This is a genomic window from Pseudomonas sp. MDT2-39-1 (assembly GCF_054898085.1).
This window is the reverse complement of the sequence record NZ_CM142716.1, coordinates 4,106,373-4,131,555: the sequence shown is the minus strand read 5'-3', so window position 1 is coordinate 4,131,555 and position 25,183 is coordinate 4,106,373. Positions and strand designations below refer to the sequence as shown.

Below are 25,183 nucleotides of genomic sequence, written 5' to 3'. Positions count from 1 at the left end.
TTCGCCCCCCTTGCGGTACGCGTTGAGAGAATTTCATGTCCATTAGCTCCACCATCAAGTCCATTCAGGACATCATGCGCAAAGACGTTGGCGTAGACGGCGACGCCCAGCGCATCGGTCAGTTGGTTTGGCTGTTGTTCCTGAAAATCTTCGATGACCGCGAGCTGGAATGGGAGCTGATGGACGACAACTACCGTTCGCCCATCCCCGACAGTTGCCGCTGGCGTAACTGGGCCGCCGATCCGGAAGGTATGACCGGTGATGGGCTGAAGGACTTTATCGACAACAACCTGTTCCCCCAGTTGCAGAACCTGAATGAGTACAGCAAGACGCCTTCGGCCTATGTGGTACGCAGCGTGTTTGAAGACGCGTACAACTACATGAAGTCGGGGCAGTTGCTGCGCCAGGTGATCAACAAGATTCAGGAAGGCGTGGACTTCAATAAAGCCCAGGAGCGCCACGAGTTCGGCAACCTCTATGAGCAACTGCTGCGAGACCTACAGAACGCGGGTAACGCTGGCGAGTTCTACACCCCGCGCCCAGTCACCGAGTTTATGGTGCGCATGGTCGATCCGAAGTTGGACGAAAAGGTCATGGACCCGGCCTGCGGGACAGGCGGCTTCCTAACCTGCACCATCGAACACAAACGCAGCCGCTATGTAAAAACCGCCGAAGACGAACGCACCCTGCAGGCCAGCATCTTCGGCGTGGAAAAAAAGCCGCTACCGCACCTGCTAGCCACCACCAACATGATCCTGCACGGCATCGAAGTACCCAGCCAGATCCGCCATGACAACACTCTGAGCAAACCGCTGATCAGTTGGGGCCCGAGCGAGCGCGTGCACTGCATCGTCGCTAACCCACCGTTCGGCGGCATGGAGGAAGATGGCATCGAAACCAACTTCCCCGCCGCTTTCCGCACCCGAGAAACCGCCGATTTGTTTTTGGTGCTGATCATGCAAATGCTGAAAGACGGTGGACGCGCAGCCGTGGTACTGCCCGACGGTTTTCTATTTGGCGAAGGAATTAAAAGCCGGATTAAGGAAAAACTGCTGACCGAGTGCAACCTACATACAATCGTTCGCCTGCCCAACGGCGTGTTCAATCCCTACACAGGCATCAAGACCAACCTGCTATTTTTCACCAAGGGCACACCGACCAAACAGGTTTGGTTCTACGAGCACCAGTATCCGGCCGGAGTGAAGAACTACTCCAAGACCCGCCCCATGCGTGTCGAAGAATTCGACGTGGAAGAAGCCTGGTGGGGCAGCGAGGCCGATGGCTTTGCCACACGGGTGGAGAACGAATTTACCTGGAAGGTAAGCGTCGAAGAACTGCAGGCGCGTAAGTGGAACCTAGACTGCAAGAACCCGCATATATGTGAGCAGACCAACCACAATCTTGACGAACTGCTGCGCAACTACTCCAGTCTGCAAGGCGAAATCGGCGACCTGCGCGACCAGCTTAAAGCGGTGCTGGCCGAAGCCCTGGAGCGCCAGGCATGACAGCATTGTTGACCGACAATCTGCCGCTCCTGGCCGGTGCGCCCAACGGCATTAAGAAACTACGTGGGTTAATCCTGGAACTGGCAGTACGCGGCAAGTTGGTGCTGCAAGACCCGAATGATGAACCGGCCAGCGAGTTGCTTAAGCGTATAGCCAAGGAAAAGGCGCAGCTTGTGGCTGATGGCCAAATCAAAAAGCAGAAATCACTGTCTGCGATGGCTGAAGAAAAGCAACTCTTTGAGTTGCCTGCAGGATGGGAATGGGCCAGTACAGCGACGCTGACCTTGCTCATCACTGATGGGACCCATCATACGCCCACGTATATAAGCTCGGGCATCCCATTCATTTCTGTGAAAGACATTAATGGGAAAACTATTTCTTTTGATAATTGCAAATACATTTCACAAGAAGAGCACATAGCAATAAATTCGCGCTGCAATCCTGAACAGGGAGACATTTTACTATGCCGGATTGGTACGCTTGGACGGCCAACTATTGTAGATACTGATGTTCCTTTCAGCTTATTCGTGAGTGTTGGCCTCTTGAAACTGCCAAAGAAAACGAAGTTTTCTCGGTATTTTCACTGCGTGCTATCAAGTCCCTTGATGTATCGCCAGTACGATCAGATAAAGGCTGGAGGCAGCCATACAAACAAATTAAATCTAGGTGACATTCCCCGCCTGTTTGTTCCAGTTCCGCCACTCAACGAGCAACACCGCATCGTCTCCAAAGTCGATGAATTGATGGCCATGTGCGACCGCCTGGAGGCCCAGCAGGCCGACGCCGGAACCGCCCACGCCCAACTCGTGCAAGCGCTGCTCGGCAGTCTGACCCAAGCCAGCGACTCCATCGACTTCGCCACCAACTGGCAACGCCTGGCCGAACAATTCCACATCCTGTTCACAACCGAACACAGCATTGATGCCCTCAAGCAAACAATGCTGCAACTGGCTGTGATGGGAAAACTAGTTCCACAAAAGCCCAGCGATGAGCCGGCCAGCAAGTTGCTGAAGCGGATTTCAGAAGAGAGAGCGCGGCTGATAGCGGAGGGCAAGCTCAAGAAACAGAGGCAGCCAGCACAGATCACTGAGACTGAAAAATCGTTTGAATTACCGGAAAACTGGGAGTGGGTACGCTTAGAGGAAATTGCGCAAGTAGGAACAGGCGCAACCCCACTCAGAACAAATCCTAAGTATTTTGCGCCAGCAACGATTAACTGGGTGACAAGCGGCGAGACATCGCAAGACTATATCCATGAGTCCGAGCAGAAGGTTGCGCCTCTTGCACTAACGGAGACAAACCTAACCGTTTACCCACCGCATACGCTGATCATCGCCATGTACGGTCAAGGAAAAACACGAGGGCAGATTTCTGAGCTTTTGATAGATGCTTGTACGAATCAGGCATGTGCCGCAATTCAGCTGTTTGATCAAAACGAGTCGCATCGGCGTTTTGTGAAATATTTCTTCGTTAAGAGCTATGACGATATTCGTTTGCTCGCGGCTGGGGGTGCGCAGCCGAATCTGAATTTGGGAAAAATTAAAGAGGCTGTTCTTCCTCTGCCGCCAGTTATTGAACAACACCGCATCGTCGCCAAAGTCGATCAACTGATGATCCTCTGCGACAAACTCAAAACCCGACTAACCCAGGCCCGACAGCTCAACGAACAGTTGGCCAGCACCCTCGTCGAACGAGCCCTTACCGAAGATGGCCAGCAGGCTCCAATTGCCACAGATCGGCAAGTATCTCGCACCCTACTCGCAGCAGAAATCACTCACCGGCTACATAGCCAACGTACCTTCGGCCAACGCAAGCTGCAGAAAGTGATTTACCTGGCCGAGCATGCAGCCAAGATTGCCGCTATCCAGGGCGCTTACCTGCGCGACGCCGCCGGTCCCCACGATCGCCAGTTGATGAATCAGATCGAAGGTGAATTGCAAAACCGACAGTGGTACGAGCGCATCGAACGCGAGACTGTTGGCCATGCTTACCGCCCACTTTCCCAAGCAGGGCAGCATCGGCTGGCGTATAGCAGCGCCTGGTCGGTCGCTGAGCGCGCCACCATTGAGCAGGTCATCGAGTTAATGCGGGACTGGGATACGGATCGTTGCGAAATGACTGTGACGCTCTATGCCGCCTGGAACGATATTATTCTCGAAGGCCGCCCTGTTTCCGATGGAGCCATCGTGGACGAAGTCATGCATAGCTGGAATGACACCAAGCTACGCTTTGGAAAAACCGAATGGTTAGCGGTACTCGCAGAGATGAAGAAGCACAAAATCCTCATGCCCAGCGGCTTTGGCAAACGCACCACAGGCGGCATGCTCAGCTTGCCCGGTTTCGATTAAATAAATGATCCTTTTGGCCGTCCTTTGCAAGATACGGAAACGAAGCATAATGCTCATCCCAGCTTCTCTCGGTATTCCAATCGGTATTCCAAAGAAATTTAAAAACTCACATTAAACAACTAAATCAAATACCTAAAAATACAATTCAAATTACCCCGGCCCACCAAATACGAAGCAAGACAAAACCCGCCAAGTGCGGGTTTTGTTGCATCTGGGGGGTGGGGATTTGTGGTTAAACACAACCAGACCTATGCTGGCGATCTACCCGCAAGGATGTCGCCATGAAATTCAAAGTACTGATTGCCGCGCTATCCCTTTCCCTGACGTCCGGTTGTGCGCACTACAACGACCGCACCACCGACACCAATAAAACCGGGCGGATTGCCTGTGATGCCGAGCCCAAGAATCAGGCTGGCTGCTATACGAAGCAGTCGAAGGACTGGAATTGGGGTGGGTTGAAGTTTGGGGTTGGGGCTTCGAACTAGGTTCGGAACTCGCAGAAACCGCTGATTTTGGAAGCCTCTTTTAAACAGAAATCTCGTTCTGATCCTACAGACGCCGTGATTCTTCGGGATGTTTCCGACAGGTTCCGGCGGTTGTCAGGTAGGAAGGCGAGTGGATAGGCTTTGTCGGTCGCTGCACATCAGCGACCGGGCCTGGAAACCCGAGGGAATAGAGCTAATCAGTAGTCCACATGACATACTGCGGCGTTTTTTTCAGCCTGCAGTTCAATGTTATGGCGGCTGTGTGCGGGAGACCTTCGGGTCTGCCAAGGGTTAGCTCCTACCTCGGTTTCCAGCCCTCGCACAGCTGCCACCCACTCGCCTGGAAATGAAAGTGGCAGCTCCAATTATTTAGGAGCTTTTACCATGATCAAAGAAACCCCAAACCCGCCTGCCGCGGACGACGTTTCCCCCTATGAATCCATCGATTCAAAAAAACTCCACGACGCCGCTGACCGCGCGCTCGATCACTACCTCAACCCCTCCGCCCTCAAATCACCCGTTGCCCGCAAACCAAGCACGATGTTTCTCGTTGCGCCGGATTTAAAGGACGAAGACCTGCTCGCCCACACCTGTGAATCGTTGGCCCAGGCCAGTGTAATGGCGAGTGATTTTGCCGGGTATCTGGAAGGCCCACATCGACATAGAGCGATGGCGATTCAGCAGGTGGTGATGCTGGCGGAACTGGCGGTGAATCGGATGCTGGATAATGTTGATGTGCCGAAATCTGCGCCACGCAGTTGATCCCCTGTGGGAGCGAGCTTGCTCGTGATTGCGGTGTGTCAGTCGACACCAATGTTGAATGAACAATCGCTATCGCGAGCAAGCCCGCTCCCACATTGGTTAGGGGTATGGCAGGGATTTTCTCAGTGCACTCAAAGCACTTTCAAATCCACCGACACATGCCCGCGCGTCATCCGAGAATACGGGCAGATCTGGTGCGCAGCCTCGGCCAGTTCCCGTTTCACCCCCTCCTCCAGCCCGGGAATGTTGACGTTCAACCTGACCGCCAACTGGAAGTCCCCGCTACCGACCTTGCCCAAGTCCACCTCGGCATCGACCGACGTGTCTTCCGGCAGTTTGATTTTCATCTTGCCCGCCACCACCTGTATCGCGCCGATGAAGCAGGCCGAATACCCGAGTGCAAACAGTTGCTCCGGATTGGTGCCAGGCTTGCCCGATCCCGGCGAGCTGAATTTGACATCGAGCTCCCCATCGCTGGATTTTCCAGTGCCTGTACGGCCGCCGACGGTGTGGGTTTTGGCGGTGTATAGAACGGTTTCCAGTGCAGTGCTCATGATCGTGACTCCTGATGGGAAGCAACAGATGATGGGGCCGGGAGTTCAAGCCTAGCAGCGCAATCAAGACTGACAAGTGACGTCAGTCGGACGAAAAAAAGGCACTGAGCGATAATCGCCACTGCCTATTTTCACGCCTGAAACAACGATCAGCGCGACAACATAAACGTGTCGTACTCCAAATCCTCCAGCGCCGTTGTAAGCCTGTGTAAACCCAGCAATACACAAATCAGCAACGACAGCGTAAACCCGTACCCGAAGAAGCTTGGCCCCAGGTACATGCTGAACAGCGTCAACATCGCGTTCAACACTGCAAATAGCACGCACAGTTCCAGCACCACCGTGCGCTTGTCGAGGTAGAAGAACACGTTGAGCAACGCCATAAACACCACTTGAATGCTCACACCGATCAGGTCGATGTAGAACAGCGGCAGGTAATAACTGGAGATGCCCAGCCAGTCCAGCAGGCGCGGTGCGAACAGGAACAACAGCACCGCCGTCAGCCCCTGCACCTTGCAGATTTCCAGCAGACCCTGGCGGATCGACAAGGTCATTTCAGTTTTCAGCTGGCCGATGTGTTGCAGGGTTTCGCCTTCGCGGATCGCCCGGAACAGGCGGTCGTACCACTCGGCAAAGTCGGTCTCGATGCGCACCAGAAACACCGCCATGCCGGGGATGATCGCCAGGTACGCGAGGAAGATCGGCAGGTCGTAAAGGATCGAGGCGCGCAGCGGGCCGACGATTTCGTTGGAGGTGCCGGGGTTGAACCAGAACAGGAATTTGTCGATCCAGATGCCCAGGTTGTAGAAGAAACCGGTGGCCAGCAGGCTGAGGAAAACGTTGCGCCGGTCGAGGAAGTCGAAGGCGATCAGTTTCTCGGCGCGGTACTCGCGCAGGATGTCGTAGAGGAACAGAAACAACAGCGTGCTGTGCCCGATCAACAGCGCCAGCAGCAAGCCCGGCATCTGCAAAAAGCTCAGTACGTAGGCACTCGCGACCATCAGCGTATAACCCACCAGCATCACCAGCAGAATGCGGTTATAGGCCTTCATCCCCGAGAGGAAGATGATCACCAGCCACAAGTTGCACAGCACCACGAAGTTCGCCAGTACCAGCACGCGGTAAATCAACGGCTCATCGAACAACAAGCCCAGCACGACGATTCCCAACAACCCGGCACCGAGCGTGACCAGCAACAACACGCCCAACAGGTTGGGCAGGATCTGATCGTACTTGTGCTCGAACAAGCGGTCGGACACAAAGCGCGTGAAAAACAACTGCAAGCCGCCGGTCAGGATCAACGAGGTGGCCATCAGGTACGTCACGGTCACGAGGAACTGCCCCACCAGCATGTTCGGCAGCAGCAGGCCGATGCTGATGATGCCCACCAGCATCACGCTGATGATTGACAACACCCACGGGCCGGAGCTGATCAGTCCCGCGTAGACGTAGGCGTGCAAGGTCGCGGTGTAGGAATCGCGCGAAAGGATTTTTCGCAGTTCAAAGCCAATACCGGCCATTTAGCTGTTCTCCATGGCGGCTTGATACAGGTCGCGGTAACGCTGCAGCATCAAGGCTTCGGTGTAATAACGAGTGACCCGCAACAAACCGCTGGCCTGGGCGGCCTGCCAGCGTCGCGGGCTGCGCAACAGTTCAAGGATCGCGGCGCTCGTGGTTTGTGGATCGGCAATCGCCACCACTTTGCCGGCGTGCCCCAGGTCTCGGTCTTCGGCGCTACCACCTTCGATCAATTCGCGGCATGAACCCACGTCGCTGCTGACCACCGGCGTACCGGCGGCCCAGGCTTCGAGGATCACCAACGGCTGCGCTTCACTGATCGAGGTCAGCACCATCAGGCCCAGTTTCGGCAAGATGTCCTGAATGCGCTGGAAGCCGAGGAAATGCACCTTGCCTTCCAGGCCCAGGCTGGCCATCAGGCTGCGGCATTCGCTGACGTATTCCGGGTCTTCCTCCTCGGGGCCGACGATCCAGCCTTCGGCTTGCGGCATGGCGCTGATCACGCCGCGCATCGCCCGCAGAAAGGTTTTCACGTCCTTGATCGGCACCACACGCCCGATCAAACCGACCACGGGCGCAATCCCGTGAGCGCGGGATTCCAGCGCCGCGGTCCACACCGGCAAGTCGATGCCGTTGGGAATGACTTGGGTGCGGGCCGCGAGGGCGCCGTCCTTGATCTGCCGCTGACGGTTGCCGTCGTAGAGCGCGATGATGTTGTCGGCGCTGTTGTACGTCAGCTGGCCGATGCGCTCAAAGAAACGCACCCACAACGTGCGGATATAACCCGAGCCGGCATCAAGGCTGCGGTTCAGCGCCTGACCGGAACTCTCGGCGATCCAGCTGGCCTGGGCCAGGTCAATCTTGCGTTCCTTGGTGTAGATCCCGTGTTCGCTGAGCAGATAGGTGCAGTTCCAGCGCTGCTTGAGGATGCAGCCGAGGAAGCCCGCATACCCGGTGGAAATCGAATGCAGCACCCGCGCTTTCGGCATCCGTTGCGCGGCTTCGGCGAGCATCAGCAACGGCGACTGCATCGCGCGCAGGGTCCAGAAATAATTGACGAAAGACGGGTCGGCGCAATGCTGACGATAGCCTTCGCTCAACGACTCCCAACTGGCGCGGCTGCGCAGCACATCGTCGAGGGTCATGCGGCCCTGAGCGATGCAGTCGAGCAAGCGTTCGCCCAGTGCAGGGTCCGGCGCATCCGGGTGATGCAGGAAGCGATACAAGTCCTGCAACTGCTGTTCGTCGGCCTCGCGGGGCACCACCAACCTGTCGGTCGGATGGGTTGCATCTTCGAGGAACACTTCTTCGATGTGCAGCACGTTCGCCGGCACTTCGTAGCGCCGGGCCGGATAGGCCTGACGCTGGCCGCCGATGAACATCACCGAAAAGGTCAGTTCCGGCAGGCCGAGGATCATCTGGTGAATCCAGCTGGAAACGCCGCCACGCACGTAAGGCCAGGTGCCTTCGAGCAGCAGACAGATGTCGGCAACCGATGCCTGTTCCTTTTGACTCATGTCCAGCTCCTGACCAATGCGGCGAACGGCGGCCGCTGACGGGTTTCCTCGGGAAGGCGTGCGAGCAGTGCGGGGATTTCGTGGTAACGGCCGGCCTCGAACGCCAGCTCGGCGCGAAACGGCAGCACTTGTGCCGCGCCCATGCCGTTTTCCTGAGCCTGACTCAGCAGCACCTCGGCACGCTCGACGTCACCTCGCTCCAGCGCGATGCGCCCGGCCAGCAGCACCAGTTCACCGCCCTCACCCGCGGCCAGGCCAAGCTCGGCATGTTCGCTGGCTTGATTGAGCACGTGGTCGAGCACGCTGCCTTGGGCCAGGCCCAGATACGCCAGCTCCCAATACCAACGCGCCAGCCTGCCGTGCAGCGCACCCGCCGCTTTGGCATTGGCGTCGACCAGTTCGCCGAGCGCGATCTGGATGTGCAGGTTGATGTCGCTTTCCTGCTTGTCGAGCATCGAATACGCCAGCAGCCGCACGTCGTCACTCGGGTCACCGAGGGCCAGTTTGAGGATCGGCACCGCTTCTTTGCCGGGCATGCGCCGAGTGGCCAACAGGGCTGCCAGACGCTGATCCGGATCCGGCGCGTGACGCAACACGTCCTGCAAACCGCCATCGGCATAGATCGGCGAGTGCAGTTGCACCTGCGCCCGAAACGGCAGTTTCGGGATGCCCACCGCTTGCCACGCTTGCTTGTCGCGTTTGCGCGGCAGGTACAGCGCCGGGAAGATCGCCGCCACCACGCCGACCGCGCCGAGCACCGGCACGAAGAACGCCAGGCTGAAGATAAACAGCGGGCTCCACGGCAGCGGCGACCGGTAGCGCGCCGGCAGCAACAGCCACACGGCCGCGCACAACATCACGCACGCCAGGCCATGGCTGAGGGTGAACACCAGCAATTGTTGTAACTCGGGCGCCGCGAGCCACAAACTGGCCCAACTGCCCGCCTCTAACAACAAGGCTCCGCTAAACAGCCACTTGCTGATCATTCAGGCCACACTCGTTGAACAGGAAATTACGCAGCCCGTTGCGTTCACAGCCAGGCTCCAGGTTGAACGGCAACACGCGCACGCCGAGGCTGTCGAGGCTGCTTTCAATGCCAAAGTGTTCGTGCAGCATCAGGTTCATCCGCGCCAGATAACCTTCGGTGCCTTGCGGACTGGTCAACGGCAACAGCACCAACAACAGCTGATGATCGCGGTTGTTACGCAGCGGCAACTGCAGATCGAGGCCACGCTGGCTGCGTTCGAACAGACGCGACAGCTCATCGTTGGGACGGGTGATTTCAAAGGCGAAAAGACCGGCCGCCAGTTTGTGCTGCTCGACGTCCACCAGCGAACGCTTGAGTTGCAGCGTGAACTGCTGCGCATCGGCGTCGGCCAATTGCAGCACTTGCGGGTCGCGGCGCAACAGGTCGGCGATGTGCCCGGCGAGCAACGACAACAGGCTCAGCGTGCGATCCTGGAAAGCGAAGAACGGCATCTGCCGCACCGCCAGAATCGCCAGCAAACGCCCCTCGGCATCAATCAACGGAATGCAGGCCTGCAACGACGAGAACTGCGCCGAGCTGCCGGCATCAATCAGTTCCTGACGCACGCTGACCAGTTCGCCACGCTCCAGGCACAACTTGACCAGACCGTCTTCGGTGCCCAAAGGCCCCATGACACCGATGGTCGCCAAGGCTTCGGGCAACACGTTCTCTTCACGCTCATCGACGCGGTACAACCCGGCCACGCGCAACGTGCCGTACTGTCCCAACATGGTCACGATCGGATCGGCCAGCGCGGCCAATGCATCGCCTTCGTCCGGCATCACTCGCAGTTTGTCGCGCAAGCCCAGCAACGAACTGCGCAAGCTTTGATCGCTGCCCGCCACGCGCTGCTCCAGCAGGTCGTGGGAGACCCGCAGAATCTGGTGCGCGCGGGTGAATTCGTCGAGTCGATACTGGCGGTAATCGTTGGCCATCTGCAGACGCTGCAAGCGCCGTTCCCACAGATCGCGAACCTCGCCCACCAGCATGCCGCTGACCAGTACGCCGACAATGAAGGACGGATCGAGCTGGGCGTAGGCTTCATGCCCGATGTAACGCAGTGCAAACAGTGCCGCCACCAACAGGCTGGCGCTGAGCAAGCCGCGCACGAAACCGTAGCGCACGCCTAACAACAACGGCGCCAGCACCGGCCAGGGAAAACCGGCGTGCATTTGCAGCGGGTCTTCGGGGGTCAGCCACAAGCCCAGGCCGATGGCTGCGCCGGTGACCAACAGCGTTTCCAGCCAAGACACCGGGCCGCTGGCACGCGGCGCGAGGCTGTAATCCATGTGAGGAGAATTCATTGCATTCACTCGAACCGAAGGGCGCCAACAAGTGTGTCGAGCACCGTTTGCGCGGTGCCGGCGAGGCTTTCACGGGACCAGCCCGCGCGTGCGCCGCTTTTGCTCCAGAGCACACGACCGCTGCTGGCTTCGAGCACGCGCAGGCTGATGCCCACCGCCGGTTCGCCGTCCAGACCGTTCTTGTACTGCCACTCTTCAACGCTGCCGGCGACCACGTAATCAAGCTTCTGATCCCGTGCCCAGTCGAGGGCGCCGGCCAGGCGCTCGTTGTCATCCATCAGCGCTTGTTCGCCCTGAGTGCTGACCGGGTAAACCCGTGGTTGCAGACCATGGCTGCTGAGCACGCTGAGCAGAATCTGCTCGGCGCGTTCACCGGCCTGCGGGGTTTGCGAATAGTTGATCATCGGCACGGTGCCCCACTTCGCAGTACGCGGAAGATTCGGGCTGGTATCGCCGCCAGTGAAGCTGGCGCAACCGGCGACAAACAGGACTGCCAGAGCCAGGCTCAGATTACGAATTGCTTGCATCAGTTTTTCTCCTGTAAACATTTCATGATCAGCGTCCGAATCGCACGCCGTAGCTCACACCCAGTGTTCCGCCCGCCTGACCGTCCCCGCCTTGTGGCGCGGATTGGTAGCCGACGGTAAGGGCCAATTCGTCACCGCCCAGCACTTCGACGCCAATCCCGGTGTTGATGCCGTAGTTGAAGGTTTGATCCAGCCATTGCCAGCCCGCCGTCACGTCCACCAGCCAGGTGTATTGCGGGCGAGTGCGCACCAGGGCGCCCGGCAAACCGCGACGCCATGAGCTGCCGACATACAGTTGGCCATAACGGCTTTGCAGCAAGTCGTCGGCCGTCACGATCGCGGGGTCGTCCGAGTCATCAACGCTTTTCACCGGGCCGTCGTTGGCGCTGGACAGGTAGTCCAGCGTGCGGTCCTTGACGTTGTTGTGCTGATAATCGACGCCGCTGCGTACGGTCCAGTTAGGCCCCGCAAATTCCAGCGTGTGGTTGTATTCCATCTTCAGCGCCTGGCCGTTGCCCAGGGCATCGCCCGCACGGGTGGAGAACGATTTCTGTGCGACTTCCCAGCTGATCTGATCCCGCGCCGAGAGCCCGTGACGACCGCCGACCCACACACTGTCGTGCTGGCCGAAAGCGCGCATCAGGCCGCTGTCTTCGCTTTTGCGATGCCAGTCCAGGCCGGTCTCGATCTGGTCACTGGCGCTCAACTGCCAGGTCCGGGACAGGCCCAGGCCGGTGCGGTCATCGTCATCGCGCTGACTGGTGTCGGCGAACAGTTTGTAGCCACCGTCCTCCACCGAACGTTGCAGGGTCAGCGCGGCGTTGCGCTCATCGCCCATGCGCGATTCGATCAGTTGATCGCTGTTGTAAGTGCCGTTCTCCAGCTCAAGGTTGGCGTACCACTGACTGCCGAGGTTGTGCGCGATTTGCAGGCGCGGTCCGTTGAATTCCAGACCGCCGAAATCCTGCTGATGCCAGGACAGCTGCGCACCTTGTGGCGTCAGTTCCTGTAGCTCAACAGCCTGGCGACGCAGTTGCTCGCGCACGGCAGCGGGTTGATCGTCACCCAGCGCGGACTCGCTTAGTTCGAGGGCTTCGTCGAATCGGCCCAGACGGCTGAGCGCCTGAGCACGTTGCGCCGGGTTCAGATCGCTACCGGCCAACAGCGTTTCGACTTGCGCCTTGTTACGGCTGCGCAAGGCTTGCTGAATTTCTTCGTAACGCTGGACCTTCAAGCCTTGGCTGCGCGCCCAATCAAGCCATTGGTCTTTCTGCGATTCCTGGTTGGTCGCGTCGAGACGTGCCAGCAAGCGTTCAAACCACAATTGCAGCATTGCTGGCGAGCCGTCCTTCCACTTCGCCACTTCCTGCTGCGCCTTGGCCGGCGAATAACTGCTGGCCATCAGGCGCAACCAGATCGCGTAACGCTGGGACGGTGGCTGAATGTTTTCGCCTTCGGGGCTGCGCAACAGCTTCAAGCGCAACCGTTGGGCCGCATCCTGATAACCGGCGCTTTCGAGGGCATCGGCATACGCCGCGCGCACCAGCCAATCCTGCGGACTGGTCTTGAGGTACAGGCGATACCAGGCCAACGCTTCGGCGTCGCGACCGAGCATCTGACTGGCACTGGCGAACGGCAGCCACAGGATTCGATCCTGACGCGCCTGGGGTTTCCATTCCGTCAGCAACGGCTTGAGCGCGGCGGTGTTGCCTTGATCGACGTACAGCCACATCAAGCGCTCGCGGAACAGGTTGTCATCCGGGAAACGCGACAAACCCAAGAGGTACAAGCGCTGCGCTTCGTCGATATTGCCCTGCTGCACCGCCAAGGCACCGCGTATCGCCAGCACTTGTGCTTGCTCGTTGGCGTCCGGGTATTGCTCGGCGTCTTTGAGCAGCGCGACCACTTGCGGCCAGTCCTGCAACTCCTGGGCTTGCTGCAAGGATTCAACCAAACGCTGCGGATCACGGGTGCGCTTCCAGCTGCCGACCATCATGGTCAGGGCGCGTTTCGGATCGCTGCTGCGATACATCGTGATCAGCTGACTTTCGTCGCCACTGTTGAGCGAACCCTTGAGCGCGAGGAGTCTTTCCAGGGAAACCTGCAGCTCATTGTCGAGCTCCAGATCCCACGCCAAAGCAGCGCGAAGGCGCCAGTAGCCCTCATCGGTGATTTTGCGGTTATCGATCTGCAAAACGTCCCACGCCGCCTGGTTATCAAACAGCTTCAGGTCGGTATTGGCCCAGTCGATGCGCTCGGTCGTGGTCAGTGCGAAGCGTTTCGAGTAGCGCTTGTAGACCTCGGTTTTCTGCGCGAACTGCCCAGTGTTTTCGAGGTTTTGCAGCAGGCGTGTCCAGGCCAGACGATGCGCCGGGTACTTGCGCAAGTAGGCGTGCAACCAGGCTTCGGCTTGCGTCGGTGTGCCTCGCGATTCGTGACCGTAGTTCAGCGCATCGAGTTCGACGTCAGTGAGTGCGCGCTGCTCCATGATCTCGGCGAGCAAAGGAATCGCCCGGTCAAAATCGTATTGCTGGCTTGCCAGACGCCAGGCGTGTTCGCGGGTTTGCGGGTCTTCGTGCAGTTTCAGCAGGCGAATCCAGTAGCCCAGAGCGGCCTGACTGTCGCCACGCCACTCGCCCAGATGCCCCATTTGCTCGAGCAAGGCCAGGTCATCCGGGTGTTCAGCCACGAGCTGCTGACCACCGTCCCACGCACCGGCAAGGTCGCCGAGGGCCAGGCGCATGCTGAATTCTTTGCGCAGAATTTGCGGGTTGTCCGGCTGCAACACTCGCCATTGATCCAGAAAACGCTGGGCCAGATCGAAGCGTTTGCTGCCGACGGCGACGTCGACGCCTTGCTCCAGCCACGGCGAATCGGTTTGCGGATCCTTGAGCTGATCCAGTTCATCGGCCAGTACGCGTGCGGCCTGATCACCACGGCCGGCGGCCAACAGACTGTTGAACGCCAGTTGCGCGTATTCACGACGCCCGGACGCTTGTTGGCTGTCCTGTTTGAGCAGCAGATAGATGTCGGCGGCGCGCCCAGGTTGTTCACCGGCCAAGTACCACTGCGCGGCGGACTTGAGCGAAGCAATGCGCTGAGCCGGATCGCGATCGGCGATTTCTTCGTAAACGCTGGCAGCGAACGCCGGCGCCTGTAACGTCAATGCCAACTTGGCCAGGCTCTGCAGTTGCGGCAGCGGCAGCGGCAGCATGCGGTGATCGAAGCTTTTCAGGCGTTCGATCAAGGCTTTCTGCGCGACCGGATCATCGGCCTTCGCCGCTTCCAGCGCATCCAGTTCCAAGCGGTAATAGGCCTGCAACTCGCGTTCCGGTTTCGGCCAGCTCTCAAGGTACTGGCGCGCCTTCGGGTAGTCGCCAAGACGGATCAACAGATCGACCAGCTGCAAGCGCAGGTGATCGTCATCCGGGTGCGCCGCCAACAGCAATTCGGCGTAATTGGCCGACACCGCATCTGGCTCGCGGCCATCGGGCTGGAACACTTCTTCGCGCTGGAACGTCACCCACAGCAGGCCACCCACGGCCACCGCCACCACCGCCAATGCCCAGGGATTGAGGAGGCGGCTGTTTTTAGTTGCTGATGAGTTAGATGCAGTAGAGCTGACCATGACTCACCTGCTTCATTGGTATTTGAAAAGTCCACAGGCCGGCGGATGCCTTGCCTGCAAAATGTTGCCCGTCCACTTCTACCCGGCAGCTGCTCGCCGAACGCACGGAGAAGGTCAGGTCGACCTGCCCGGCAAACGAAAAGCTCACGTGTTTTTCATCCACATACTTCCAGTCCAGCAACGGCAGATTGGCCTCCTCCAGCGCCGGCCGTTGATCCCGGTCGGGGCGCAACACCAGCAACGCCTGGTCACTGCTCAACGCCACATAGCGGCCTTGCGGCAGGTCGCGAACACCGGCGACGCCTTGCGAGCGCAGCAGGTCCGGCCAGCCCATTTGCGGGTCGAGTCGAAGGGTGCGCAGCGCGTCCATCCCGCGAACCTGCCAGTCACCCTCGGCGGTGCGCGCCAGACTGGCCTGATACAAACCGTGCACACGATCGAGGTAGTCGCTCATCCACAGCGACATCGGTTGCTGGTCCTTCATGTAGCCGTAGATCTCGTTCATCGCCTTGATCGAGGCCTGCTTGGTGCTCGAATAGAAGTGGTAATACAGGTGCAGTCCGCGCAAACGCCGTGGGCTGTCGGTGAGATCGAAGGTGTCGATCACATCGCGAAAGCCGTAATACGGCCCCTTCCACAGGTTGGTGTAGAGGTTTTCGTTGATGATCGGCGCGTAGTACTGCAAGCCGCCTTCGGTGGGGCGCAGTAATGGATTGAGGCCGGTCAGCGACGGATTGGCCTTGGTCAGCATGGTCTCGGCGCCGTTGACGTTTTTCAGACCCGCGTCGTAAGCCAGCTTCAGCGTGGCTGCCGAGGGCAAGGCATCGCCCGGCCAGAAGATCAGCTTCACCGGTTTTTCCGGGGTGGTGAGCTGCTGGTTGATGTAGTCGCGCGAGCCAAAAATCTCACGGCGGAAGTCGATTTTGTCGTAGCCCGGAATGGCCATTTTCAAGCCGTATTCCGGTTTGAAATTTTCACGCTTCTGCGCCACTTCCGGCTGCATGAAAAACGGATGGCTGAAGGTGTGGCTGGCGACTTCGACTTTCGGGTTGGCGAACAACTCACGGGCAATCGGCTCCAGCTCGCGCGCCAGGAACGGGAACATGCCGCGCGGTGAGATCTCGCCTTCGACGATCGACACCGAGGTCAGAAACGGGTTGGGCCGAATGAAATCATCGAGCACCTGCTTGCCGGCATATGGCGTGCCGCGCACTTCCGCACGCGACGGAAAACCATCGCCATCGATGTGCACGGTGGCGATGCGGCGGCCGTTTTCGGTAGTGGTGTCCGGGCGCGGCTGAACCGGTAGACGCAGGCTGGCCTGGAGGAAGGCGAACGGATCGAGAATCCAGCGGCTGCGTTCGTTATTCGTTTCGAGAACGTACGGCGCGAGGGCTACACCGCCCCACTCGGCGACTGCCACCGGGGCAAATGTCTGGCCGTCGGCAGCGGTCAGCAGCAACGCGGCTTTCGGACCGTTGGGCAGCAGGGAAATCGCGGTCAGGTCACGGGATCGGGGCTGCACCGGGGCTTCGAAAGCGCCGATCAGCGCCTTGTCCTGATAGCTGATGGTCAACGCTTGAGTGCCGATCGGCGCCGAGCGGTTCAGGCCCAGACGCTTGAGCAGCAGCGGGTCTTGAATCGGCAGGCCGGAAAAGAACACCACCGGGACGTGTTCGTCCAGACGCTGGCCGATCCAGCTATTGAAGGCCGGTGCGTCCTGCGGCGGGCCGCTGGTCATCCAGGTAATGATCCCGGCGTACAAGCCGCTGAAACGGTGCTCCGGTAAGGAGGCGTCGGCGGGCAGGTAATCCACGCGGTAGCCGAGGTATTCGAGCAAACCACCGAGCGATGTGTGCCCGGCGTTGCGCACCAGGTCGCCTTCGCGCGGATCGTAAAGCAGCGCGATTCGGCGCGGCTGAACTTCAATGCTGCTGATGCCCATCGAGTCCAGCTCAGGCGTGCCGATGTAGGGAATGAAGCCCTCGTCGCGCAGCCGCTTGGCCAGTTTGCGCGCTTCATCGCGACGTTCCGGCGGCAAGTAGTCGATGGCTACCAGCGGAATGCCTTTGGCACGCAACGGTTGGATCTGGGTTTCCAGCCACTGCCGATCGGCTTCAGGCACCGGGCGATAGCGCTTGGCGGAAGCGTCCCAGCCGGCGTGAATGGATTCGATCGCCACCGCGGCCGCTACGCCATCGAGCTCGGGCAACACTTCAAATCCACGGTTGAAAAACAGCTTCAGGTTCGGCTGACGCTGGTGCAATTCCCGCAGGAAACCGGCGAGTGCCAGACGCTGTGTTTCTCGCGCCGACTCCGGCAACAACTGGAAGCTGTCGAGGGTGTCGAGAAACAACCCGGCGTAGCCTTCTGCCTGCAACGCCTTGGCTCGGCCGAACAGGTGTTCACGCCAGGCAGGCGCCGCGAGGTCCATGACCTGACTGTCCCACGCGCCATTACGCACCGGGCTGACCGCCCCCGTGAGGGATGCCTTGTCGAGTTCGGCCTTGCCACCATGGAACTCGCCCACCGACAGATAGGCGAACGGCTGGCTGCCCAATTTGCGCAGGGTTTTAACATCGCCCGCTGTCAAATGTCCTGGTTCGACCACCGACCAGTCGAACTGAGCCAACTCGGAAATGGGCGGTTGATCGGCGTACCAAAAAACCACGCTGGCGGGTTGCGGCAATGCTGCGGCCTGGACGGCAGGCCCGCTCACGAACAACGCTAAAGCGGCGAGCAGCCGTTTAGCGGCCGCGCGGACACGCGTCCTGCGAAAAACGATTTCCATAACTCACTCTTGAATTGACTGAACCGATACTGCTTGGACGTCGGACAGTAGAACCGGCCGGGTTAGAGGCTGCGGATAAGCTGCGCCAGGCCTTTGCCGATGGCGGTCGGTTCCGGGAGCGTGAAACGCTCGAGCAGGCGGCTGTTGTTGGCGCGCGAATGGCGAATGTCGCCTTGACGTGGCGCGTGATGAATCACCTTCAGCGGGCTGCCGGTGACGGCGCACAATTCAGTGATCAGGTCGTTGAGGCTGGTGGAACGACTCAGGCCAACATTCACCGCGCCGGGGCTCGGTTCGCTGACTTCCAGGGACTGAACGAGGATGCTAACCAGGTCCTGGACATAGACGAAGTCGCGGGTCTGCGCACCGTCACCGAAAATCGCCACCGACTGCTCGGCCATGGCCAGCTTGGTAAAGATGCTGATCACGCCGGAGTACGGCGATGAAGGATCCTGGCGTGGGCCGAAGATGTTGAAGAACCGAAAGATCATCGGTTCCAGACCATGTTCGCGGCGATAGAAATCCAGGTATTGCTCACTCGCCAGTTTGTCGCTGGCATACGGCGTGAGCGGGGATTTTGGCGTGTCTTCGTGAATCGCCGTCCCTTCGCCATTGTTGCCGTAGATGGCCGCGCTGGAAGCGAATACCACGCGCTTGATCCCGGCCTTCACCATGCTTTCGCACACGTTGAGGGTGCCGACGAAGTTGCTTTGGTGGGTACTGACCGGATCATCCACCGACGCTTGCACCGAGGCCACCGCCGCCAGGTGAACGACAGCACCGCAATCGCGCATGGCCTGTGCTACCACGGCGCCGTCGGCGACATCACCGATGACCAGGCTCAGATTGGCATTATCCATCGGCAGATTGCTGACCTTGCCGGTCGACAAATTATCCAGCACGCGGACTTTGTAGCCTTTACCCAGCAACGCTTCCACGAGGTGCGACCCAATGAACCCTGCACCGCCAGTCACCAGTATTCGCTCAACAAACATGAAATCTCTCCCTGAACAGTAGAGCGGATACGAGTGGTTAAAGTCCGCCGATTTTATGGCGCAAGGCCACCAAAACGCGGCCGATAATGGGAGATCAAATGGGCACTGTCAATACTTTGTCTAATTTATCGCCGAGCGGTATTTCGCCCTATAAACCGTCACTTATTTGACGACATTTATTAACTACAGGCTGTCATACAATTGCCATTCCAGACCGTCAAACTGCGTCTAGACCGGAACTCTCGCCATGTCTCAAGTCCTCCTCATCATCGACGTCCAACCCAGCTTTTCCCCACCGCAATGGCTCATCGACGGCATCCGGAAAATCATCGGCAGCCTGCCTAGCGTCGCCACTGTTGAACGTCACGACGATCAAAAACACCCTTTGAGAAACAACTTGGATGGCACCCTGCTTCGGACGATGACAGCCTGATCGAGGCGGATCGCTTCTTTATCAAGCACGCTTATGCGCCTTCCCTTGAGTCCATTGAGTATTAAAAGACTGAAGGTCGATCGCGTGTTGGTGTGCGGGCTTCAGACCGAGACCTGGGGCCTTGCGACAGGGTTTGCATTGTTTAATGCGGGGTCGCAGCCGACGTTGATTACGGATTTGACGGTGGGGTCATCGCTGGATCGGACGGGGGCGTTGGGGGTGAGGCTTTAGGAGCATTTTAAGCACACGGTGAGATTAAATGAGGTGTCGCGCCTTTAGATTTTGTGGCGCCTGGTCCTGCGCTGCACAGATACAAAATACTGTATTTACATACAGCAGATCGAGAGCTAAGGTGACTCAAGTGACCGCTCAATTGACTTCACCCAAGTCAAGCGGATAATCGGCGACCGCTTAGCAATCGCTATGCTATACACGTTCATTTACAGGACTTTGACCAGGAGGTCATATGGCCAGCTCTATCGACGCAGCGAAATTTTTCCTCGCCCAAGCGAATGAAGATGCAGGCGATCTTGTGTCGAACCTGAAGCTTCAAAAACTTGTGTATTACGCACAAGGATTTCATCTCGCAGTCTTCGACAGACCTCTTTTTGACGATCAAATCGAGGCATGGACTCATGGCCCGGTTGTGCCATCTGTTTATCATCACTACAAGCAGCATGGCAGTGGCAGCATTCCTTTCCCGGCCGACTTCGATGCAAGCGTTTTCTCTGCGGAACAAATGGATCTGCTAAACGAAGTCCAGAAGATTTATGGTCAGTACTCTGCTTGGCGCCTGCGAGAGTTGACCCATGAAGAAACGCCATGGAAGAACAACTTCAAGCCTGGTGCTGTGAGCCTCGAGATTCCAGTGGAAGAGATGCGCACGTTCTTCAAGGGATTAGTCAAATAAGGAAGTGGGCTGATGGGGCATCTCAAGGATAGAGCACTAAAGCAAAGTCAGGTTTTGGGGTCGCTCGGAACCTGCCGACAATCCGGACTTGAAGCCTCCGGTTTTCTCGTTTGAGTATTTGCAACAAGGCTATTGCGTCAGTGACTGCTCATCTGAAGAGCGCGGCGGTGTGCTTGGCAAAATTCGCGTGCTAAGCCAGCTCACTTGGCAGCAGCTCAGACAAGCACCAAGACACGGCCTGGGCTACGAAACAATCGATCGATCCTCCCTCAAGTCTGCAGTTCCACTCGTCGTTACAGAGGATGTGCATCTCATCGCCTTTCGGGCAATTGGAAAGGCGCCGATGGTGGGGTTTCGGTTCGGTAGAATCTTCCATGTTCTTTGGGTAGATCGGGCATTTACGCTTTACGATCACGGCTGATTAGCTTTTCATCGGGTCAGGTATTACGCCAAAGTAACTCGCTCCTTTCTTTCGGGAAGATGAAATGAATATCGGGCTCATAGCCGTCTTGGCTGCCATGCTTTCTATGTCTGTACAGGCCGCCGCCGAGGTCTCCCCTCGTGTCGAGCAGGTCCCGTTCGACAAGGGCACCGATGCCGTCGAGATCAAACAGTCCATCCAGGGCCGGCTCACTGCGCAATACCGTGTGAGTGCGAAGGCAGGCCAGATGCTGACCGTCGACCTCAAGCCTTCCAACACGTCTGCCTACTTCAGTATCATCGCCAAAGGCGCGGACTATGCGCTGTTTAACGGCTCAATCATGGGCAACCATTTCATGGGGCCGTTGCCCGTCGACGGCGAATACACGGTTCAGGTGTACCTCATGCGCAATGCCGCACGGCGAAATGAGGTGGCGAACTACAGCCTTTCGTTGAACCTCAGCCCCTCTGATACCTCGGACAGCACTCAGCCGTTTGACCAGACGCTTGAATTGCAGGGCATTCGTTTTCATGTAACCGGGGAATGGGTCGACGGAAACCCTGCCGTGCGCATCTCGCCTCATGGGCTTGAGGTCGATAATTCGGATATCACCCGGTCGCTGACCGGCAACATCGTCCGGGCGGAAGTCGCGGACCTTGATCAGGATGGTTCGCCGGAGATTTACGTCTTCGTCAGATCCCCTGGGCGTGGGTTGCCGGGGGAGCTGGTTGCGTATGCGGCCAATCGCAAGAAATCGCTGAGCGAGATTTATCTTCCGGTCGTTAGTGAGAATGCGAAAGCAGCGGAGGGTTATCAGGGTGAGGATGAGTTTGCTGTGGTGGAGAATACGTTGGTGCGGCGGTTTCCGGTTTATGAGAGTGCGGATGCTGGGGCGGGAAGGACGGGGAAGATGCGGCAGGTTCGGTATCGGTTGGTGGCTGGGGAGGCTGGGTGGGTTTTGCGGGGGGATGGGGTTACGGAGTATTGAGGAAATCAGATCAGGCATAACACCAAAATCGATATGCCCCCTGAGCAGCTACTTATTTTTGTAGGACCGTAGTCCCTGTCCTAGGAAACTTCCCGCAACTCGTATCGACTTTCATGAACTGGCGGAAGCGGTTCTGCGTCGATAGCCTTCAGGTGTCGCTGCAAATCAGCGATCGGCTTTGACAGGCTGACAACCAGAAACTTTCACTCTTCCTGATAAAACGGCATCCTTGCGCGTGTGCAGTTTTTTCATGGCGGCTGTGCGTGGGGCATCTTCGGATGCACCGGTTTCTGGTTTGCCGGTCTGTCAACCCGCGTATGGCTGCCACCCTTCCCTGTTTGACAGCAGGGGCATGGCAGCTCCCTTTGCAAACCGGAGATACACCATGAAAAAACACAGCCCAAATCCGCCAGACTCGGCAACAGAGTCTCCTGATTTATCGGATCTCGCCAAAACCATCGAACGCATCATCAGCGCCCGCCTCCGTAACCCAAACCACCCCGATCCCATCAGCCACATCTTCACCATCCTCCCCGACGTCGACACGCCAACCCTGCTCACTCACGCCTGCGAAACCCTGGCCTCACTCAACGTCATGACCACCGACCTCGCCTGCGATCTCGAAGGCTCGCGCCGCAACGTGGCACTGGCGATTCAGCAGTTGGCGGTGCTGGCCGAACTGTTGGTAAACCGAGCGCTGGACAACCTCGACCCGCCCGATGGCGTGTCCGAAGTTCCGTCCGCCAGCCACCACTGAGTGGTTGCGCTCTTTTACCCAATGGAGGTTTTGTCATGGATCGATACATGCCTGTCACCGGCATCGACTGCACCATCGCGTCGCTGTTGATCGACACCCAAGCACCGCTGGACGTACTGCACGAAACTGCGGCTTACCGCATCCGCACCGCGACTCAATTGCTGGAGAGCTTTGCTGTGAGCGAGGGGGTTCACAGTGAATTGGCGCGAGTGTTGGTGACATCACTGCGCGATGGTTGCGATTTGATGGATGTCGTCGGCCGACGATTGCAGGCGCAGGTTTCGGCATAGAAAAAAAATGGGCGACCTCACTGAGATCGCCCATTTTTTATGACTGCTGGACTTTACATCTTGAAACCAAAACCCGGAACGCTCTCAGCTCCGGCCAACGCGTTCTCCGTTGTCACATACAACTCACGTATATGCCCAACCAAAAACGTCCAGAACGCCGGTTCATTAACGGTTTGCGCGGCCAGTTCTCCTGGCAGGAACCGACTCATCTCCTTGCGAAACTCGAGCACAACTTTCGGATCAGCGTCGAGCAGTTCCGAACGCTCCTTGAATAGCGTCAAGAACTCATCCTGTTCGCAGTGATGATCGCTCAGTTTCTTCCCAATCAAATTCAGTTGCGGCGTTACACCTTGCTGGCGCAGCCAGACCATGTCCCAGAGATCCCGGTTCTTGATTCGGTTAGGACGCAGAGCGAACGCCACAATTTTGTCGGCATAGATTTCTTCGCGTGTTTCTGCCTGCAAAATCAGGCCACTCGTGCCCATGTCGACGCCATATGGATTGAGCAGCAACATGGGTTGTGGCTGATAACTCGGAATGGAACACACATCGATGTTGATGCGCTGCGCCGGAAGGTCTTTGCGCCCGGGCCGGGTCTGAACCTTCAGCTTCCAGGTATCGACATTCCCCTCCTCACGGACAGGCTCACCGACTTCAACCTCAAGGCCATATTTGGTTTTCAGCGTTGAGACAAGAACGTGAGCGAGCGCAGTCAGACTCTCGCGATTGAAGTCAGCGCCACCGGTGAAATACAGATCCTCGCTCAAGCGGTTTGAGCCGTAGCAGGCACGCAAGCAGGTTCCGCCGATGAAGGTCAGTTTGGCGAGCATGCCGGCAGAACTCAGTGCGAGCATGATGTCGTGGTGCAGCAATTCCTTTTCCACCACGACGCGCAATGGCGCCAGATCCTGTTTGTTTTTAAGTGCTTCATCTACCAGCTCATCAAACAAACTCATTGGCGACGCTCCAATCGATCAAATCCATGTTTCGTTTCGCGGCCTTCATGTCCCGCAATGCTTGTTGCGGTGTTGCCCGCCATAGGCGGCAACGCGCGTCATAGTGAACCTGGCCAACCAGGTCCTGAGGTTTCTGGCGGGTGTGCACGAACTCGATGGTGCCCCAGCGCCCGCATGAAAGGGTGCTGCTGCGACCGGAAGACATCAGCGTGATCCAGTTGATGGGGATCTGAGAGATGACGCCGCTATCGCTCAATGCCGTTTCAAGGCTGATGTAGTTGAACTCCTTGGCACGTAGCCTGGCAGCGGCGTGAAACAGCACCAATCCGCTGGACGGTTTGGCCGCCTCAAACAGGTAAAGCCCTCTACACACTCGCGTCAGATGACCATCCGAGGCTGCGCGACTCAACAAGGTTTTGTAGGCACCTTCGGAAATATCGGGCACCACTCCCCGGAGATCGTTGGGAGTGAACAGGTAGCGTTCTTCGCTGGCCAGACGGGTCAGTTTTTGGAGAAGCCGCCCCATTGGCTGGGTGGATTTTGAGTGTGGATGCATACCCATGACTCTACAGAAGGTTTCACTTTGTGTAACTTACTGTTGAGTCGTTGAAAAAGCCATTATTCTTTTTTCGGCCGTAACCCGAAACAAGCATTACCCAAACGTCAGCGCAAACGGCGCCGCCGCTTGTTGAATGGCACTCACAACATGAGGTGCTCGCTCCCGATGCTGCGGGTAACGTTCAAGCACCACTTCAAGCGCAGTAAGCAAGTTCTGAATACGTTCATTGGGCTGTTCGATCTCACACGTACCTGCAAACTCCAGCAACCCTTGGCGAGACGCAAACAAAGACTTGTTACCCGCAAGATCCAGCGCCAATACATCCCCGGGGATATAGGCCGTAGTGTTGACGATGTCGTAAGCCGGTGCCAAGCGTGCATCGCGTTGCGTAGGTTCCGAGTAGAGCAAGCCAAAATTCTTCAGGTGAGCGTCACCGTTTCCGACGATGCAGCTCAAGGCAACGCTATCGAACAGTTGATCAAGGGAAGATCGCAGATGTTTAGCGGGGCAGAAGAGTCGTACCGCCTTGGCGATTGCCGCGTAGCTCTTGCTGTATTTCTGATCGGCCGAAAGCCCCATCAACGCGGCCATGTCTTCGAAACCGATCGGGTTTTGCTGATCATCTCGGTCAAAGCGCCGCATGACAAACAGCTGTGCATTATCGGACAGGAAAAACTCTGGAACGGGAATACCTGCTTCCTTGGCAATGGACATGCAAATGAACTCGTTGACCGCCAGACCCGGAAACTCATCTCGACCACTTTTGATGATCAAGTCCGGGGTTTTTGAGGTGATGGGGATTCCATGCGCACTTGGACACCCAGTCCACGAACACTTGGACAGCGATTCCACGCTGACTTGGACACTCATTCCACGAGCACTTGGACAGTGATCTCTCACTGATCCGA

Annotated in this window: 19 protein-coding genes and 2 pseudogenes; 9 read left to right on the top strand and 12 right to left on the bottom strand. The window is 57.9% G+C overall.

The window, feature by feature from the left end:
* The first annotated feature begins 35 nt into the window (after positions 1–35).
* From ACYZTM_RS19315 to ACYZTM_RS19300, 4 genes are all read left to right on the top strand, one after another.
* Entirely contained in the window at positions 36–1,505 is a 1,470-nt protein-coding gene (locus tag ACYZTM_RS19315) for a type I restriction-modification system subunit M (protein ID WP_461984107.1), read from the top strand.
* Entirely contained in the window at positions 1,502–3,853 is a 2,352-nt protein-coding gene (locus ACYZTM_RS19310) for a restriction endonuclease subunit S (protein WP_461984105.1), read from the top strand. The genes ACYZTM_RS19315 and ACYZTM_RS19310 overlap by 4 nt, the downstream gene beginning before the upstream one ends.
* Before the next feature lie 281 nt (positions 3,854–4,134).
* Positions 4,135–4,338 (top strand): hypothetical protein, encoded by a 204-nt coding sequence (locus ACYZTM_RS19305; protein WP_461984103.1) that lies wholly within the window; start codon positions 4,135–4,137, stop codon positions 4,336–4,338.
* 384 nt (positions 4,339–4,722) lie between these two features.
* Positions 4,723–5,100, top strand: coding sequence for a DUF6124 family protein (locus tag ACYZTM_RS19300; RefSeq protein ID WP_131060806.1), 378 nt, complete (start codon positions 4,723–4,725; stop codon positions 5,098–5,100).
* Positions 5,101–5,231: 131 nt separating this feature from the next.
* On the opposite strand, the gene ACYZTM_RS19295 is transcribed toward ACYZTM_RS19300, so the two are convergent.
* The 9 genes from ACYZTM_RS19295 to ACYZTM_RS19255 form a co-directional block, all read right to left on the bottom strand.
* Positions 5,232–5,654 (bottom strand): organic hydroperoxide resistance protein, encoded by a 423-nt coding sequence (locus ACYZTM_RS19295; protein ID WP_131060807.1) that lies wholly within the window; start codon positions 5,652–5,654, stop codon positions 5,232–5,234.
* A 149-nt stretch (positions 5,655–5,803) separates the two neighbouring features.
* On the bottom strand, positions 5,804–7,174 hold the full coding sequence (pelG, locus tag ACYZTM_RS19290; RefSeq protein ID WP_461984100.1) for an exopolysaccharide Pel transporter PelG: 1,371 nt from the start codon (positions 7,172–7,174) through the stop codon (positions 5,804–5,806).
* Entirely contained in the window at positions 7,175–8,689 is a 1,515-nt protein-coding gene (gene pelF / locus ACYZTM_RS19285; RefSeq protein WP_461984098.1) for a GT4 family glycosyltransferase PelF, read from the bottom strand.
* Positions 8,686–9,675, bottom strand: coding sequence for a HEAT repeat domain-containing protein (locus tag ACYZTM_RS19280; protein ID WP_131060810.1), 990 nt, complete (start codon positions 9,673–9,675; stop codon positions 8,686–8,688). Before ACYZTM_RS19280 ends, pelF begins: the two co-directional genes overlap by 4 nt.
* The gene (locus ACYZTM_RS19275; RefSeq protein ID WP_461984096.1) at positions 9,653–11,020 is read right to left on the bottom strand and encodes a PelD GGDEF domain-containing protein; all 1,368 of its coding nucleotides are present in this window, start codon (positions 11,018–11,020) and stop codon (positions 9,653–9,655) included. Before ACYZTM_RS19275 ends, ACYZTM_RS19280 begins: the two co-directional genes overlap by 23 nt.
* Positions 11,021–11,025: 5 nt before the next feature.
* A complete protein-coding gene (locus ACYZTM_RS19270) occupies positions 11,026–11,547 on the bottom strand; it encodes a penicillin-binding protein activator LpoB (RefSeq protein ID WP_461984094.1) in 522 nt (173 codons plus the stop codon).
* 28 nt (positions 11,548–11,575) lie between these two features.
* Positions 11,576–15,175, bottom strand: a complete 3,600-nt coding sequence (locus ACYZTM_RS19265) for a tetratricopeptide repeat protein (protein ID WP_461984092.1) — start codon at positions 15,173–15,175, stop codon at positions 11,576–11,578.
* Entirely contained in the window at positions 15,153–17,966 is a 2,814-nt protein-coding gene (locus ACYZTM_RS19260; protein ID WP_461984091.1) for an endo alpha-1,4 polygalactosaminidase, read from the bottom strand. The genes ACYZTM_RS19265 and ACYZTM_RS19260 overlap by 23 nt, the downstream gene beginning before the upstream one ends.
* Before the next feature lie 62 nt (positions 17,967–18,028).
* The gene (locus ACYZTM_RS19255; protein ID WP_131060815.1) at positions 18,029–18,961 is read right to left on the bottom strand and encodes an NAD-dependent epimerase/dehydratase family protein; all 933 of its coding nucleotides are present in this window, start codon (positions 18,959–18,961) and stop codon (positions 18,029–18,031) included.
* A 247-nt stretch (positions 18,962–19,208) separates the two neighbouring features.
* On the opposite strand from ACYZTM_RS19255, the pseudogene ACYZTM_RS19250 reads away from it, so the two are divergent.
* The 5 genes and pseudogenes from ACYZTM_RS19250 to ACYZTM_RS19230 all read left to right on the top strand — a co-directional run bounded on the left by ACYZTM_RS19250 (position 19,209) and on the right by ACYZTM_RS19230 (position 22,760).
* Positions 19,209–19,625: pseudogene (locus tag ACYZTM_RS19250) on the top strand (hydrolase).
* Between the two features lie 235 nt (positions 19,626–19,860).
* Positions 19,861–20,304, top strand: a complete 444-nt coding sequence (locus tag ACYZTM_RS19245) for a Panacea domain-containing protein (RefSeq protein ID WP_131060817.1) — start codon at positions 19,861–19,863, stop codon at positions 20,302–20,304.
* 485 nt (positions 20,305–20,789) lie between these two features.
* Entirely contained in the window at positions 20,790–21,713 is a 924-nt protein-coding gene (locus tag ACYZTM_RS19240) for a hypothetical protein (RefSeq protein ID WP_461984088.1), read from the top strand.
* Positions 21,714–22,098: 385 nt separating this feature from the next.
* Entirely contained in the window at positions 22,099–22,470 is a 372-nt protein-coding gene (locus tag ACYZTM_RS19235; protein WP_461984086.1) for a DUF6124 family protein, read from the top strand.
* Positions 22,471–22,505: 35 nt separating this feature from the next.
* Positions 22,506–22,760: a hypothetical protein gene (locus tag ACYZTM_RS19230; RefSeq protein ID WP_438657976.1), complete on the top strand. Its 255-nt coding sequence runs from the start codon at positions 22,506–22,508 to the stop codon at positions 22,758–22,760.
* A 53-nt stretch (positions 22,761–22,813) separates the two neighbouring features.
* Here ACYZTM_RS19230 and ACYZTM_RS19225 read toward each other — a convergent pair whose 3' ends face one another.
* The 3 genes and pseudogenes from ACYZTM_RS19225 to ACYZTM_RS19215 all read right to left on the bottom strand — a co-directional run.
* Positions 22,814–23,716, bottom strand: a complete 903-nt coding sequence (locus ACYZTM_RS19225; RefSeq protein ID WP_461984084.1) for a nucleotidyl transferase AbiEii/AbiGii toxin family protein — start codon at positions 23,714–23,716, stop codon at positions 22,814–22,816.
* Complete coding sequence (gene abiEi / locus ACYZTM_RS19220; protein WP_461984082.1) at positions 23,703–24,272, bottom strand: type IV toxin-antitoxin system AbiEi family antitoxin; 570 nt, start codon at positions 24,270–24,272, stop codon at positions 23,703–23,705. The genes ACYZTM_RS19225 and abiEi overlap by 14 nt, the downstream gene beginning before the upstream one ends.
* Before the next feature lie 96 nt (positions 24,273–24,368).
* Positions 24,369–25,070 (bottom strand): annotated as a pseudogene (locus tag ACYZTM_RS19215) (HipA domain-containing protein); the annotation flags it as partial.
* Positions 25,071–25,183: the final 113 nt, after the last annotated feature.